Source organism: Pseudomonas sp. GNP013 (assembly GCF_054343995.1).
In genome coordinates, this window is sequence record NZ_JBTGUT010000001.1 from 3,939,034 (window position 1) to 3,953,448 (window position 14,415).

Consider the following 14,415-nt stretch of genomic DNA (forward strand, 5'->3'; position numbering starts at 1 on the left):
CATCTACAGTGAAGCGCGGGGTTACATAATTATTCCAACGTGACGGAGAAACACACTATGAGCACTGATGGTGCTTCGAGCCCAAGCCGCCTGCTGCCCAGGCTGCTTGGCGTCTTGCTGCTGATCATGGGCCTGGCCTTGCTGGCCGGCGGCGTCAAGCTGAGCATGCTCGGCGGATCGCTGTACTACCTGCTGGCCGGTATCGGCCTCTCCCTCACCGGCGTCCTGCTGCTGGCCACCCGCCGCGCAGCGCTGGGCCTGTACGCGCTGGTGCTGTTCGCCAGCACCGTGTGGGCGTTGTGGGAAGTCGGCCTGGACTGGTGGCAGTTGGTGCCGCGCCTGGCGCTGCTGTTCGCCCTGGGCCTGGTCATGCTGCTGCCGTGGTTTCGCCGTCCGTTGCTGCGTGGTCAACCTGCGCCACTGGGCACTGGCGCGCTCAGCGTGGCCGTGGTGCTGGCGGGTGCCGCCGCACTGGCCAGCCAGTTCACCACGCCAGGTGTAATGGTCAAGAAAGGCCAGCTCGACCGCGACGCGGTGCCGGGCATGACCAACGCCGCGCCCGCCCAGGCCGACGGCGACTGGAACTCCTACGGCCGTTCGGCCTTCGGTGATCGCTACTCGCCACTGGCGCAGATCACCCCGGCCAACGCGCACAAGCTGGTACCGGCGTGGACCTTCCGCACCGGCGACATCCCGGGCGCCGGTGACCCGGGCGAGACCACCGCGGAAAATACCCCGCTCAAGGTCAACGGCATGCTCTACGTGTGCACCCCGCACAGCCAGGTCATTGCCCTGGACCCGGACACCGGCAAGGAAATCTGGCGCTTCGATCCGAAGATCAGCAGCCAGGGCGCCGAGAACTTCAAGGGGTGGGCGCACATGACCTGCCGTGGCGTGTCGTATCACGATGACGCCGCCTACGCCTCCGAGCAAAGCCCCACCGGCAGCGCCAGCCCGGCCGCCGCGCCGACTGCCTGCCCGAAACGCATCTTCGTACCGACTGCCGACACCCGCCTGATCGCCCTCAACGCCGACACCGGCAAGATGTGTGAAGACTTCGGCGACAAAGGCCAGATCGACCTGCGCGCCAACATCGGCAGCTTTGCACCAGGCGGTTACTACTCCACTTCGCCACCGGCGGTCACCAAAAACCTCGTAGTGATCGGCGGCCACGTCACCGACAACGTTTCGACCGACGAGCCAAGCGGCGTGATCCGCGCGTTCGACGTACACACCGGCAAGCTGGTGTGGAACTGGGACAGCGGCAACCCGGACGACACCACCCCGTTGGCCGAAGGCCAGACCTACACACGCAACTCGCCGAACATGTGGTCCATGTTCGCCGTGGATGAAAAACTCGGCATGCTCTACCTGCCGATGGGCAACCAGATGCCCGACCAGTACGGCGGCGACCGTACCGACGAATCCGAGAAATACGCCTCCGGCCTCACCGCCCTGGACATCGACAGCGGCCACGTGAAGTGGAGCTTCCAGTTCACTCACCACGACCTGTGGGACATGGACGTGGGTGGCCAGCCGTCGCTGATCGACGTCAAGACCGAAGCCGGCGTCAAGCAGGCCGTGATGGCGTCGACCAAGCAAGGCAGCATCTATGTGCTGGACCGCGCGACCGGCCAGCCGGTGGTGCCGATCCACGAAGTGGCGGTGCCGCAAGGCGCAGTGGCGGGTGATCGCACCTCCCCTACCCAGCCCAAATCCGAGCTGAACTTCATGCCGCCGCCGCTCAAAGAGCGCGACATGTGGGGCGTAACCCCGTTCGACCAGATGCTGTGCCGCATCGATTTCAAATCCATGCGCTACGACGGCCCGTTCACCCCGCCATCGCTGCAGGGCTCGATCGTGTACCCGGGTAACTTCGGCGTGTTCGACTGGGGCGGCATTTCGGTTGACCCGGTGCGTCAGATCGCGTTTGTGAACCCGAGCTACATGGCGTTCAAATCCAAACTGATCCCGGCCGCCGAGATCGCCAAACAAGGCCCGCGCGTCAGCGAAACCGAAGGCGTGCAGCCGAACAAGGGCGCGCCGTACGGCGTGATCCTCGAAGCACTGCTGTCGCCACTGGGCCTGCCGTGCCAGGCACCGGCGTGGGGTTATGTGGCGGCGGTCGACCTGACCAACCACCAGACCATCTGGATGCACAAGAACGGCACCGTGCGTGACAGCTCGCCGATTCCGATCCCGCTGACCATGGGCGTACCGAGCCTGGGCGGGACCTTCACCACTGCCGGCGGCGTCGCGTTCCTCAGCGGCACCCTCGACCAGTACCTGCGTGCCTACGACGTGAAAAACGGCAAGCAACTGTGGGAAGGTCGCCTGCCAGCCGGCGCGCAGACCACACCGATGACCTACACCGGCAAGGACGGCAAGCAATACGTGCTGGTCATGGCCGGCGGCCACGGCTCCCTGGGCACCAAGCAGGGCGACTACGTGATGGCGTTCAAACTGCCTGATTAAGCGGCACGGGCGATCATAAAAAGGCGGCTACCCTCAACAGGTAGCCGCCTTTTTCATGGGCATAAACATTCAATGTGAGAAGTTTCAGGCACAACCCCATCACAGTGGCGAGCGGGCTCGCCCCGCGTTGGGCTGCGCAGCAGCCCTAAAACCATGCGCTGCGCCGTGTCAGCTACATCGGGACCTCCTTTATTGGGGGCGCTTCGCGCCCCAACGCGGGGCAAGCCCGCTCGCCACAACAAGCGGGCTCGCCACAGAATCTCCAGTTTGCTGTGCGACGGCGCGGGCTAGTGCTCGATCACTTCACCGCGCAACGCCGCCAACCGCGCAATCAGGCGGTTCTGCACCGGTACGGCGATGCCTTCCTTATCCATCGCCGCAATCAAATCCTCCACCAGCGCATTGAAGTCACTGCGGGTCACGTTCTGGCCCTTGTGAGTCTCGGCCATGCTGTCCCCGGTGTAGGTGCACGGCCCGCCCGCCTCCACGCAGAATTTCTCGATCAGTTTGTTGCGCAACCGCTGGATATCGACGCGCCGGAAGTGCTCGACGATGCGCGGATCACGGGCCACGTTGAGCAGCATGCCTTCCACAATCCGCGTAATGCCGGGCATCGCGCCCAGGTCGCGGTACAGGCTGTCATCCCTGGGCGGCTGCTGGGCACAGGCGCTGAGCAGCACGGCCAGCACAACCGATAGAAAGCGCATCAGAAACTCCCCTGCACTGACAGATAGGTGCCGTTCTGGTCAGCCAGCGTGGCGATTTCGCCGAGGCGCGCGTACGCCAGCACCACCGACACATGCTTGTTGGGAAAGTAGCCGACAAACAGATCCGCCCAATCGCTTTCGCCGGCGAATGACAGGTTGTCCGGTTTTTCCCGGTATTCCACGCCGACCGCCCAGCGCGGGTTGAACAGCACCGCCACCGAGCCCTCCTTCAGCAGGCTGCGACGGTCGCGGCGGTCGCCGCCAAAGCCGAGCAGGCCGGTTTCATTGGCGCGGCTGTAGCGCAGGCTGCCGTTGACCAGCACGTTGTAACCAAAGGCCGCGCCCATCAACAAACGGCTGGCGGCGAGGTAGCCTTCCACATCGCTGTCGCGCCTGGCGCCGACCAGGCGAGGAATATCGAAAGTGTTCTGGTGTTTGTATTCCAGGCCCAGTGACACCTGGGGCAAACGGTCGTAAATCACGTCGCCGAACAACCGCACCTTCATCCCCAGCACATCCTGGCCAAGGTGGTCATCCGGCAGGTTGAGCCGGTGCACCAGGGTGCCGAGGTCAAAGCGTTGCCGGGCGAAAGACAGCTCGACACGGTTGTCATAGGCCAGCGCCAGCCCGGCCACGTCCAGGCGATAATCCGGCAGGTTGACCGTGGTGGCGAATGCCGTGGCGCCCCACTCGTGCTGTTCGCCATAACCGGCAAGTACCGCCCACGGCGTGATGCCGCCGCCGGCCGCGCCTTCGAGGCTGCTGGCACCGCCGGTGGCGATCAGGCGGCCGTTATCGGCCAGGGCGGTTTGCACAGTCAGGGCGGCCAGGCAGCCGATCAGGAAAAGACGCACGTCGGCCTACTCAATGAACCAGGGAAGTTTGCGCACTGAGCGGCAACGCCACCCAGGCTTCGAAAGCATCGGCGCTCAAGGGCCGGCTGATCAGGAAGCCCTGGGCCGTGTCGCACTGCCAGCGCTCCAGCAGGCGCAGGCTGTGGGCATACTCGACGCCCTCGGCGACCACCTTGAGGCCCAGGTTGTGGCTCATCTCGATGGTGGAACGCACGATCACCGCGTCCTCACTGGTTTCATCGAGGTTGCGCACGAACGACTGGTCGATCTTCAGCTCCTGCACCGGCAGGCGCTTGAGGTGGGCCAGCGATGAATAACCGGTGCCGAAGTCATCCACCGACAGGCTGATACCGCAGTCGCGCAGCAGGTGCAGGACTTTCAGGGCCTTTTCCGGCTCGCGCATGACCGCGCTCTCGGTGATCTCGAACACCAATTGTTCGGCCGGCAAGCCATAGCGCCGCAGCAGCGCCGAGACGCGGTGCGCCAGTTCGTCGCCCTGCAAGTCTTCTGCCGAGATGTTCAGCGACAGTTGCAGGTACAGGCCGCGCCGGTTCCATTCGCAGAGCTGGCGGATGCCCTCCTCGATCACCCATTGGGTCAGCAACCGTATGCTGCCGGAGCGCTCGGCCAGGGGGATGAATTCCGCTGGCGAGATCATGCCGAACTGCGGGTGCTGCCAACGCAGCAAGGCTTCGGCCTGGCGCACTTGGCCCTGGCGAATGTCCAGCTTGGGCTGATAGTGCAACAGCAATTGACCCTGGCCGGGCGCATGCCGCAGGTCGCGGATCAGGGTGATCTGGCGGCGATGGGCAAGGTCACTGCCCTGCTTGTAAACCTGCAGACGCCCGGGGATTTTCGCGGCGTCCGCCATGGCAATCGCGGCGCGTTCGAGCAAGGTGTGTGCGGTTTCGCCATCGGCCGGGTAGGTCGCGATGCCAAGGCGACAGTCCAGCGCCAGGTCATGGCCGTTGATGCTTTGGGGGCGCAGCAGCAATTGTTGAAGTTTGTCGGCCATGCCCACCGCCTCGTCGCTGCCGGCGCCTTCGAGCAACAGCAAAAACTCGTCGGCGATCAGGTGCGCCAGCGTATCGCCGGGGCGCAGCACCGCTTGCAGGCGCCGGCCGACGGTGAGCAACAATTGGTCCACCGCGTCCGGCCCGGCGGCTTCGCTGGCGGCACGCAGGTTATCGATGCCCAGGTGAATCAGCGCAATCGGCCGCTGCTGGGCAATCGCGCTGCCCAGGCGCTCCATCGCCAGCGCACGGTTCGGCAGGCCGGTGAGGCGATCATGCAGCGCGTTGTGCGCCAGTTGCTGCTCGCGTTCGGCGATGCCTTTTTGCATGGCATTGAGCGCGCCGGCCAGCAAACCCAGTTCGTCGCTGCGGGTCAGGGTCACCGGCGTGAGGTAGTGGCCCTGACCGATGCGCTCGGCCGCCGACGCCAGCGCCTGCACCGGCCGCGACACCGTGCGCGCCAGCAGCAATGCGCCGATCAACGAAGCCAGCAGGGCCACCAGCGCAATGCCGAGGATCTTTTCATCGAGCGGCACGAACGCCTGCATTGCCGCATCCAAGGGGCTTTGCAGCAGCGCCAGCACTTTGCCGTCGTCGTCGCTGGCCAGCACCAGCGACTGGCTGAGGAAGCTGTGTTCCAGATGATCAGTGGTCGACACGCCCCGGCGGCTCGAATCACCCTCCATCAGGTCCAGGATGCTGTCGCGCAGCGCCTGCGGCTGGGTGCTGACCAACTCGCCGGGCACGCCTTTGTCGATTGCCAGGAACGACACTTCCAGGTTGCTCAACGAGCGCAACTCATCGGCAAACGTGCCGTCCATGCTGAAGCCCATCACCACCCGCGCAATCGGCAGCGGTGCCAGCACCGACGATTCCACCAGAAGGTGCGGCCGGCCTTGCAGCGGCACGATGAGCGTGGCCTGGTGCTTGCTTCTGGCTTCGCGCAGTGCCTGGTCGTAGCGGAAGGTCGAGCCTTCAGGCACTTCGCTCAAGGTGCTGGACAGCACTTTGCCGTCCATGCCGAGCAGGATCATGTCGCTGGCATTGATGCGCTTGCCATGGTTAAGCAGCACCGAGCGCATCGTCGCCGAGTCGCCACTGGCCACCGCATCGCGAAAGCCGAAGTCGGTGGCCAGCAGTTGCACAGCATCGGCCAGGCGTCGGCTGCGCGCATCCAGCAGGCGCTCGAACACTCGCGAGCCTACCTCCAATTGGGTCATGGCCTGACCGCGCACCGCTGAGCGGGTGGCGACTTTTACACTGAAATACAGCGCACCGATCACCACCAGCGACAGCAGGATCAGCACCGTGGCGACCCGCGCCTGGAAACTACTGCGCAGTTTCATGGGCGGCTCGATGGAAGGCATCGCCAAACGCCGATGGCGTGGGCGGAAGATCGGCGGACACTGGTTCCAGGGCCAGCACCACGCTGTGGCTCAGGCCCGTAGCGGGAATGTGCAGGGTGCCGCCGTCCAACGGCTGCATGGCCTTGAGTTGCGGGTGCCACAGGGTGGCGTGGTAGTCGCCGGGCGACAGTTGCTCCAGGCGCACTCGGCCCTGAGCGTCACTGACACCGAACACCGGGTCGTCGGTGACGTAGATGTAGCCGAGCATCCAGTCATGGATATTGCAGCCCAGCACCACCACGCCGGCCTTGTCGAACAGCAGCGGTTCGCTCGGCGTGCCTTCATACAGGCGCAACTCGAACCGCTTGGCGGCCGAAAAGGAATACACCTGATGACGGATGTTGTCGCTGTTGGGGAAGCGCACCTGGGTGCCCGTGTGCACGGCCAGCACATGAGGCGCGAAACGCTGGCCGCGCTGGTCCATATCGGCCTTGAGCAGCCCCGTCGGCGCATGGGCCGGGCCCTGCAGGGTGACCACTGCATCCGCCACCGGGCTGCCATCGGCCTGATGCATGACCACCTCGAGCGTGGCCGCCGAGACGGGGCCAGCCGCCGCCAGTAACAGCGCCGCGCGAGATAGCAGTTGAACAACTCGACCCATGGGAGATCCGCGAATTAAGGAGAAAAGCGGCCAGCCTTGGCAAAAATTGGAACCAATGGCAGCGATGATGCCGCAAACAAGGCAAAGAGCCACCATTGAACAACGTCGCACGCCTGACCGTCGGTCGGTAAAAAACCTATGCAATCGGTCAGGCTCATTGAGGTTATCGCCTGCCTGCGCAAAAACTGTAGGGATCAGACCGGCACGCTTTGCTGACCCATCCACTGCTCGAACGCCATCGCCTCCAACGGTCGGCTGATCAGGTAACCCTGGGCGGTGTCGCAGTTCCACAGCTTGAGCAACCTGAGGCTGGGCTCGAATTCCACCCCTTCGGCCACCACCCTGAGCCCCAGGTTATGGCTCATTTCAATGGTGGACCGCACGATCACGCCGTCACCGGTGGCGCTGTCGAGGTGGCGCACGAAAGACTGGTCGATCTTCAACTCCTGCACCGGCAGACGCTGCAACTGCGCCAGCGACGAGTAACCGGTGCCGAAGTCATCCACCGACAGGCTGATGCCGCAATCGCGCAGTTGCTCCAGCACAGTGAGGGCCTGCTGCGGGTTGTGCATGATCGCGCTTTCGGTGATCTCGAAAATCAGTTGCCGGGCCGGCACGCCGTATTGCGCCAGTAACCCGGTGACACGCAGGGCCAGGTCATCGTCGGCCAGGTCATCCACGGAAATGTTCACCGACAGTTGGATCAGCAGCCCGCGCTGCGCCCAGTCGGCGATCTGGCGGATGGCCTCTTCGATCACCCAGGCGGTGAGCAGGCCCATGCTGCCGGTGCGCTCGGCCAGGGGGATGAATTCGGCCGGCGAGACCAGGCCCAGCGTCGGGTGCTGCCAGCGCAGCAAGGCTTCGGCCTGGCACACATGGCCGAGCTTGAGGTCGAGTTTGGGCTGGTAGCAGAGCAGCAATTGGCCTTCGACGGGGGCGCGGCGCAAGTCGCGGATCAGCGTGATCTGCCGCTGGTGGGCCAGGTCGCGGTCCTGCTGATAGATCTGCAGGTGGCCGGGCAGGCTCGCCGCATCATGCCGGGCGATGGCGGCGCGGCTGATCAGCTCTTCCACCTGCTGACCATCGGCGGGGTAGGCGGCGATGCCGATGCTCACTTCATGGCGCACCTCGTCATCACCGATGCGCCGAGGCTCGGTGAGCAACGCATGCAGGCGGTCCGCGCGGGCCACGGCGCGGTCGACCTGGGTGTTTTCCAGCAGCAACAGAAACTCGCTGCCGGCGATGCGCGCCGCCGTGTCGCTGGTCAGCAGGCTCATGGACAGGCAGCGGCTGGCTTCACGCAGCATTTCCTCGACGCCCTCCGGCCCGAAGCCCTCATTGATCACCCGGTAGTTTTCAATCCCCAGGTACAGCAATACCACCGGCCGCCGCGCGCTGATCGCACTGCCCAGGCGCTCCATCGCCAGCGCGCGATTGGGCAGGCCGGTGAGCGGATCATGCAGCGCGTTGTGCGCCAATTGCCGCTCGCGCATGGCGATGCCGCTCTGCATGGCGTTGAACGCCCGGGCCAGTAAGCCGAACTCATCCTGGCCGCGCACCCGCACGGGCGTGCGGTAATCCCCGGCGCCGATGCGCGCGGCGGCGTCCACCAGGGCACTGAGCGGGCGCGATACCCGCCGCGCGAGGAACAACGCCCCGGCCAGCGACACCAGCAGCACCGCCAGGGCGATACCGAGAAACTGCCGGTCGAGTGGTTCAAAGGACTCCAGCGCCTGGTCCAGCGGAGTTTGCAGCAGCACGCGCACCTCACCGCTGTCGCCGGTGTTGGCCAGGGCCAGCACCTGGCTGAGCACACGCTCGCCATAAAACCGGGTGATCTGTGGTTCGGGGTTGAGGGGCGCCTCACGCAGCAGACTGACGACGCCGGCCTGCCAGCCCTCGGGCTGGGTGCTGAACAGCGGGCCGGGTTGACCGCCATGCACGCTGATAAACGACACATCCAGGTTGCTCATGGAGCGCAGTTCACTGGCGAACTGCGTGTCCATGGGGAAACCCATGACCACACGGGCGATGGGCAACGGGTCGTACACGTCTTTCTGCACCAGCAGGTAGGGACGCCCGTCCATTGCCACGATCAGCATCTGCAATCCCTTGCGCCGCGCCTGGCGCAGAACGCCGTCAACGGGAAACGGCTGGCCGCGCGTGAACACCGGCAAAGTGCTGACCACCACCTTGCCGTCGAGCCCCAGCACAAATACTTCGCTCGCACTGATCCCAGTGCCGTGCCGACGCAACGCCGCGAGAATCGCCTCGCTGTTGCCCTCGGCCACGGCCTGTTTGAACGGGGCATCGGTGGTCAGCCAGTCCAGACCGTAGTGCAGGCGACGACCGCGCAGGTCGAGCAGGCGTTCGAATACCTCGCTGCCGGTTTTCATCTGGACATGTGCCTGGTTTTCCACAGCACGGGTGGTGGCGGCCTTGACAGCGAAATAGGTGGCGGCGACGACGATCAGCAGCAACAGCGCCAGGACCGCGGCGATGCGGGTCTGGAAAGTGTGACGCCAGGTCATGGCGGAGCTTTCGGGAGAGGCTCGCCGTTCTTGACCGCGGGTGGCTGTCGGTATGTGCATTCCTTGCGGCCTGGTGATGGGGTGTCAGGAATATATCTATTTTGGTGGAGTGATTGGTTTTAGCAGATTGCTGAGAGGGGTGGCGGGTTTTTGGCGTTTTGGTTGGGTGAATATCCGTTTTTTTGGTCACGGCGGCTGACGGTCCCGCCCTTACGGCGGGTCACTGTTGGAAAAGAGCCGAGATCCAAATGTGGGAGCGGGCTTGCCCCGCGTTGGGGTGCGCAGCAGCCCCCAACCATGTTCTGTGTAGTGTCAGGTACACCAAGTTTTCTTTGATTAGGGGCGCTTCGCCCCCCAACGCGGGGCAAGCCCTAATGCCGTTCAGTTAAGCGCAGATTCCCTGTGGCGAGCAGGCTTGTCCTGCGTTGGGCTGCGCAGCAGCCCCAAAACCAGACGCTGAGCCGTATCAGGTACACCGCGTTTTGCTTGATTGGGGGCGCTTCGCACCCCAACGCGGGGCAAGCCCGCTCGCCACAATAAGCCCACAAGAGCCCTCTTGATCGTTCCCACGCGTGGGAACGATCAAAATTTCCTTAACTTAACGGCATTAGGGCAAGCCCGCTCGCCACAGAGGCCCCAGTTTGCTGCACGACAGCGCTAAGTCGAAGACGTGGCGGAGCTTCCCACATTTTACGGCGTACGGCAGACAACCCCGGTCGGCTCCAAGGCCGCCGCGCTGCGGAACCCATACCCGCCATCACCCAAATAACCGATATACCCCCAATCAAGCCAACCGAGCCCGCATCACATCCCCCCACCGCCGCACCAGATAATTATGCTCATCCATCACCGAATTCCACACCGCAATATGCCCCATACGCTGCTCATACGCCCCCCCATCACGCACCTCCCCCACCTCGATCAGGGGCAGCCCGTCACTCCCCAGCAACTCCTCGCGCGCGGGCTTGCCGGCATACCAGTAATCCCATTCCGCCGCGCTCAAATGATCACGGCTGCGCGCCGGATTGCCAATGTAATAACCCTGCCGTGCCATCACTGCCCCCGGCCAGCCGGACAACCACCAATTGAGGTACGCATACGCCGCATCCAGCACCGGCCCCTGGGCGTGGCGCGACAGCGACAAACCGCCGAACCACCCGCGATAGCCTTCGCGCGGCACCGCCAGCCGGTATTTCACGCCGGCGCGATGCAGGCGCATCAGGGTCGGCGACCACAGGCTCTGGATATCCACATTCGGGCTGAGCATCAGTTGCGCCGCCTCTTCATCGTCAGACCAGAACGCCGCGAAGTGCCCTGCCTTCTGTTTGCGCACGAGGATGTCAGCCAGCACATCGATCTCTTCAATGCTCATATTGCCGATGTCCTTGAAGCGCGCCAGGCCCGCGCCCTGCATCGCCAGCGCCGCGTCCAGCGCGCCGATGGCGGCATCGCTTTGCAGCGCGGTGCGCGCGCCCCACGCCGGGTCGAGCAACCAGCCCCAACTTTCATTGCCGTGACTGAACCCTTCGGGCACGCGCTCGGGGCGGTAGGCAAAACTGTCGGCGTTATGGGTCAGGGGGAGCATGCTGATACGCTCGGTCACGCTGCTGCCCAGGCTGCCATCGTGCTGCACGAACAGGCGCTCGCTGGGTACGCTGCCGCTGCCGAGGCGATCGTTGGGCGACAGCCGACCGCGCTTGGGCAAGTCGTTGATCTCGTGCCACAGCGCGATGCGCCGCGTATCGATAGGCTGGATCGCCCGCGCCGGCCACACGAAGTCGACGTTGTGGAACCACTGGTCATACAGGTCGTAGCTGTCGGGCTGCATCACCGCGATACGCTGGGCCTGGGCAACGTCGTGCACCTGATACACCAGGCGAATACCCAGCTCCTGCTCCGCCCTCACTCGCAGACATTCGAGCAGGGTCACCGACGTGCCGAGCACGCGCAGGGTGATCATGCCGCGAAGCGCCGCGAGAACACGTCGAAGGAGCGCCGCAGTTGCGCAGGGTCGAGGCCGCGCAGGATGAACACCAGCCGCGACTGGCGGTCGCTGCCCGGCCACGCGGGCAGGTGCACCGGGGCATGCAGGCAGTGCTGCACGCCATGAATGACGATGGGGGCCGAGCTTGCGTTCACGTTGAGCAGTCCTTTGACGCGGAGGATTCGTTCGCCGTGGCATCTTAGCAGCATCGATAACCACACCCCGAAACCGACCCAGTCGAGCGGCTGTTCAAACGTGAGGCAGCACACTTGCGCGTCGCCGTGGGTGACGGTGGTGGCCTGATGCAGTTGCCAGCGGCGCACTTCCAGCGCCGGTTCAGCGCTGCGCAGACCTTCGCCGAGCAGCAACTGGTCGCCGCTGTGGATCGTGTGGGTGTCGAGGATCGGCGTGCCGGCATTGAGCGCCTGCAGGTGCGCGCGCAAAGGCGCGCAGTCGTCCACCAGGTCGGTCTTGCTCAGCAGCAGACGGTCGGCCGCCGCCACCTGGGCCAGCCATTCCGGGTGCAGGCGTTCCTGCAGGGCGGCGTGGCTGGCGTCGACCAGGGTGATCACCAAACCAATATGAAAACGCCCGCGCAGTTGCACGTCGTTGTTCAGGGTGGCGAGGATCGGCGCCGGGTCGGCCAGGCCCGTGGTTTCCAGGATCACCCGTTTGAACGGCGGAATCTCCCCGCGCTCGCGACGTTGCAGCAGGCCCAGCAGCGCGTCTTTCAACTCGCCGCGAATCGAGCAGCACACGCAGCCACTGGGCAGCAGCACGGTGTCCGGTGCGACTTCCTCCACCAACAGATGGTCGATGCCCACATCGCCAAATTCGTTGATCAGCAGAGCGGTGTCGCCGAGGCTTTCACCTTGCAGCAGTCGCGTGAGCAAGGTGGTCTTGCCGCTGCCGAGAAAGCCGGTGATGACGTTAAGGGCGATGCTCATGCTGACTCCAGATGGTCGAGCAGGCGTGGATCAAGCGGGTCCAGCGGTCGTCCGAGCATGGCCTCGGCCGCTTGCCACAATTGATCCAGACCGCTCGCCAATGCCTGTTTGCCGGTGGCCCCCAGCAGCAGGTACGACGCGCCCTGGAAGTCTTCGACCTTGAGCCGGAACACCGCCAGTACCTGGTTGATCGCCGCGATCCGGCGCAGGCGTTCGCGGCGCCGGGGCACTTCGTCGCCCAGGGGGTCGCTCCAGTGCAGGTCTTCGCCGAGCAATCCGCAGAGTCCGCACATGGTTACACCCCGCTCATGGCATGACATCGCCGGAGTTCGGCCCGAGGGTCTGGCCGACGAACAGATTGCCACCCGGCTCGCTGGCCAGCAGCACGGCGGTGGGCGCCACTTCGTCGGCCAGGCCGAAGCGCCCCAGCGGCAGCTCGGCGGCCTTGGCGCGTTTCCAGTCGGCGCTGATGCCACCCACCAGCGGCGTTTCAATCGGCCCCGGGGCGATGGCATTGACCAGCACGTTGTCCTTGGCCACTTCCAGCGCCAGGGACTTGGTGAAGCCGATTACCCCGGCCTTGGCTGCCGCGTAGTGGGTCAACTCGGCACCGCCCTTGATGCCCAGCTGCGAAGCGACGTTGATGATCCGCCCCCAACGCTGCGCAAGCATGTGCGGCAAGGCACGCTGGCTGGCGATGAACACACTGGTGAGGTCGACACGCAGCATGTCGTTCCACTGCTCGATAGACAGGTCGACGCAGCGCGCCTGGGTGAGCATGCCGGCGTTGTTGACCAGAATATCGATGCCGCCGAAATGTTCGACGCAGCGGTCGACGCTGGCCTGGGCGCCTTCGACGGTGCCCACATCGGCCACGCACTCGACCACTTCGGCGCCGAGGTTGCGGCAGGTGATCGCGGTTTCAGCGAGGCTCGCGGCGTTACGGTCGGCCAGCAGCAGACGAGCGCCTGCGGCAGCATAAGCGCGCGCGATGGCGGCCCCAATGCCGCTGCCGGCGCCAGTGATGACGGCGCGGCGATTAGACAGAGCGAGCATGTAAATTCTCCTCAAACAAACACAGGTCCCCTGTGGAAGGGGGCTTGCTCCCTCCCACACTTGGATTGAGTACATCCCTCAGTCGGGCCAGCGCACGGTTAAACCGCCGTCGATGACGATGCTTTGCCCGGTCAGGTAACTCGACGCCTCACTGGTGAGAAACTGCACCAGCGACGCCACTTCATCCGCGCGCCCGACCCGCCCCAGCGGAATCGCCCGCGCCGCCCGGGCCAAACCCTCCGGCCCCAGCGAGTTCTTCGCGTCCAGCGACTGCGGCGTCTCGATCAGCCCCGGAATCACCGCATTGCAGCGAATGCCCAGCGGCGCCAATTCCACCGCCAGCGACCGACACAACCCCGGCACCCCCGCCTTGGCCGCGGCGTAATGGCTGTGCTCCTGCCAGCCATACACCCCGCCGGCAATCGAAGAAATCGCCACCAGCGCGCCGCCTTCCTGCATGTGGCGGGTTGCCGCGCGAAAGGTGCGCATCACCCCTGTCAGGTCGACATTGAGCATCTCGTCCCACAGCGTATCGGTCATTTCCAGCAACGGTGCGCGACGCAGCAGGCCGGCATTGGCCACCGCGTAATCGAGGCGGCCGAAATGCTGCACCGCCTGCTCGGCCAGGGCGTCGACCGAGGCGGTGTCGCCCACGTCCAACGCCAGCATCAGGCACTCGCCGCCGGCCTCCTCCACCTGCGACACGGTCATGCACGGGTCGTGCGGGTCGGCCGGGTAATACCCGCCGACCACCGCAACGCCATGGCGCGCATAGGCCACCGCGAGCGCCTGGCCGATGCCGCTGGCGGCACCGGTAATCACAGCCACTTTGCGACTCATC

12 protein-coding genes are annotated in these 14,415 nt (G+C 64.9%); 1 reads left to right on the forward strand and 11 read right to left on the reverse strand.

What is annotated here, in order from left to right; genetic code table 11:
• The first annotated feature begins 57 nt into the window (after positions 1 to 57).
• Positions 58 to 2,475, forward strand: a complete 2,418-nt coding sequence (locus ACXX81_RS17320) for a glucose/quinate/shikimate family membrane-bound PQQ-dependent dehydrogenase (RefSeq protein ID WP_458572110.1) — start codon at positions 58 to 60, stop codon at positions 2,473 to 2,475.
• A 287-nt stretch (positions 2,476 to 2,762) separates the two neighbouring features.
• Here the strand turns inward: ACXX81_RS17320 and ACXX81_RS17325 are convergent, their stop codons facing one another.
• From ACXX81_RS17325 to ACXX81_RS17375, 11 genes are all read right to left on the reverse strand, one after another.
• A complete protein-coding gene (locus tag ACXX81_RS17325) occupies positions 2,763 to 3,182 on the reverse strand; it encodes a group I truncated hemoglobin (protein WP_209989114.1) in 420 nt (139 codons plus the stop codon).
• Positions 3,182 to 4,036 (reverse strand): DUF3034 family protein, encoded by an 855-nt coding sequence (locus ACXX81_RS17330; protein ID WP_231423669.1) that lies wholly within the window; start codon positions 4,034 to 4,036, stop codon positions 3,182 to 3,184. Before ACXX81_RS17330 ends, ACXX81_RS17325 begins: the two co-directional genes overlap by 1 nt.
• 10 nt (positions 4,037 to 4,046) lie before the next feature.
• Complete coding sequence (locus tag ACXX81_RS17335; RefSeq protein WP_458572111.1) at positions 4,047 to 6,395, reverse strand: putative bifunctional diguanylate cyclase/phosphodiesterase; 2,349 nt, start codon at positions 6,393 to 6,395, stop codon at positions 4,047 to 4,049.
• The gene (locus ACXX81_RS17340) at positions 6,379 to 7,056 is read right to left on the reverse strand and encodes a methylamine utilization protein (protein ID WP_458572112.1); all 678 of its coding nucleotides are present in this window, start codon (positions 7,054 to 7,056) and stop codon (positions 6,379 to 6,381) included. Before ACXX81_RS17340 ends, ACXX81_RS17335 begins: the two co-directional genes overlap by 17 nt.
• Before the next feature lie 14 nt (positions 7,057 to 7,070).
• Positions 7,071 to 7,214 carry a hypothetical protein gene (locus ACXX81_RS17345; RefSeq protein ID WP_458572113.1) on the reverse strand — a complete coding sequence of 48 codons (144 nt, stop codon included), beginning with the start codon at positions 7,212 to 7,214 and terminating at the stop codon, positions 7,071 to 7,073.
• 36 nt (positions 7,215 to 7,250) lie between these two features.
• Complete coding sequence (locus tag ACXX81_RS17350; RefSeq protein ID WP_458572114.1) at positions 7,251 to 9,587, reverse strand: putative bifunctional diguanylate cyclase/phosphodiesterase; 2,337 nt, start codon at positions 9,585 to 9,587, stop codon at positions 7,251 to 7,253.
• 784 nt (positions 9,588 to 10,371) lie between these two features.
• Positions 10,372 to 11,547: an ABC transporter substrate-binding protein gene (locus ACXX81_RS17355; protein WP_209989098.1), complete on the reverse strand. Its 1,176-nt coding sequence runs from the start codon at positions 11,545 to 11,547 to the stop codon at positions 10,372 to 10,374.
• Positions 11,544 to 12,518, reverse strand: a complete 975-nt coding sequence (locus tag ACXX81_RS17360; protein WP_458572115.1) for a CobW family GTP-binding protein — start codon at positions 12,516 to 12,518, stop codon at positions 11,544 to 11,546. The genes ACXX81_RS17355 and ACXX81_RS17360 overlap by 4 nt, the downstream gene beginning before the upstream one ends.
• Positions 12,515 to 12,811: a hypothetical protein gene (locus tag ACXX81_RS17365; protein ID WP_209989093.1), complete on the reverse strand. Its 297-nt coding sequence runs from the start codon at positions 12,809 to 12,811 to the stop codon at positions 12,515 to 12,517. The genes ACXX81_RS17360 and ACXX81_RS17365 overlap by 4 nt, the downstream gene beginning before the upstream one ends.
• A gap of 13 nt (positions 12,812 to 12,824) precedes the next feature.
• Complete coding sequence (locus ACXX81_RS17370; protein ID WP_231423042.1) at positions 12,825 to 13,574, reverse strand: SDR family NAD(P)-dependent oxidoreductase; 750 nt, start codon at positions 13,572 to 13,574, stop codon at positions 12,825 to 12,827.
• 78 nt (positions 13,575 to 13,652) lie between these two features.
• Positions 13,653 to 14,414, reverse strand: coding sequence for an SDR family NAD(P)-dependent oxidoreductase (locus ACXX81_RS17375; protein ID WP_209989087.1), 762 nt, complete (start codon positions 14,412 to 14,414; stop codon positions 13,653 to 13,655).
• Position 14,415: the final 1 nt, after the last annotated feature.

What these genes read in the sequence shown, in the direction of transcription:
- ACXX81_RS17375 (WP_209989087.1), bottom strand. Translation starts at nt 14,414, where the DNA reads ATGAGTCGCAAAGTGGCTGTGATTACCGGTGCCGCCAGCGGCATCGGC.
- ACXX81_RS17350 (WP_458572114.1), bottom strand. Translation starts at nt 9,587, where the DNA reads ATGACCTGGCGTCACACTTTCCAGACCCGCATCGCCGCGGTCCTGGCG.
- ACXX81_RS17365 (WP_209989093.1), bottom strand. Translation starts at nt 12,811, where the DNA reads ATGTGCGGACTCTGCGGATTGCTCGGCGAAGACCTGCACTGGAGCGAC.
- ACXX81_RS17335 (WP_458572111.1), bottom strand. Translation starts at nt 6,395, where the DNA reads ATGAAACTGCGCAGTAGTTTCCAGGCGCGGGTCGCCACGGTGCTGATC.
- ACXX81_RS17340 (WP_458572112.1), bottom strand. Translation starts at nt 7,056, where the DNA reads ATGGGTCGAGTTGTTCAACTGCTATCTCGCGCGGCGCTGTTACTGGCG.
- ACXX81_RS17325 (WP_209989114.1), bottom strand. Translation starts at nt 3,182, where the DNA reads ATGCGCTTTCTATCGGTTGTGCTGGCCGTGCTGCTCAGCGCCTGTGCC.
- ACXX81_RS17360 (WP_458572115.1), bottom strand. Translation starts at nt 12,518, where the DNA reads ATGAGCATCGCCCTTAACGTCATCACCGGCTTTCTCGGCAGCGGCAAG.
- ACXX81_RS17355 (WP_209989098.1), bottom strand. Translation starts at nt 11,547, where the DNA reads ATGATCACCCTGCGCGTGCTCGGCACGTCGGTGACCCTGCTCGAATGT.
- ACXX81_RS17320 (WP_458572110.1), top strand. Translation starts at nt 58, where the DNA reads ATGAGCACTGATGGTGCTTCGAGCCCAAGCCGCCTGCTGCCCAGGCTG.
- ACXX81_RS17370 (WP_231423042.1), bottom strand. Translation starts at nt 13,574, where the DNA reads ATGCTCGCTCTGTCTAATCGCCGCGCCGTCATCACTGGCGCCGGCAGC.
- ACXX81_RS17345 (WP_458572113.1), bottom strand. Translation starts at nt 7,214, where the DNA reads ATGAGCCTGACCGATTGCATAGGTTTTTTACCGACCGACGGTCAGGCG.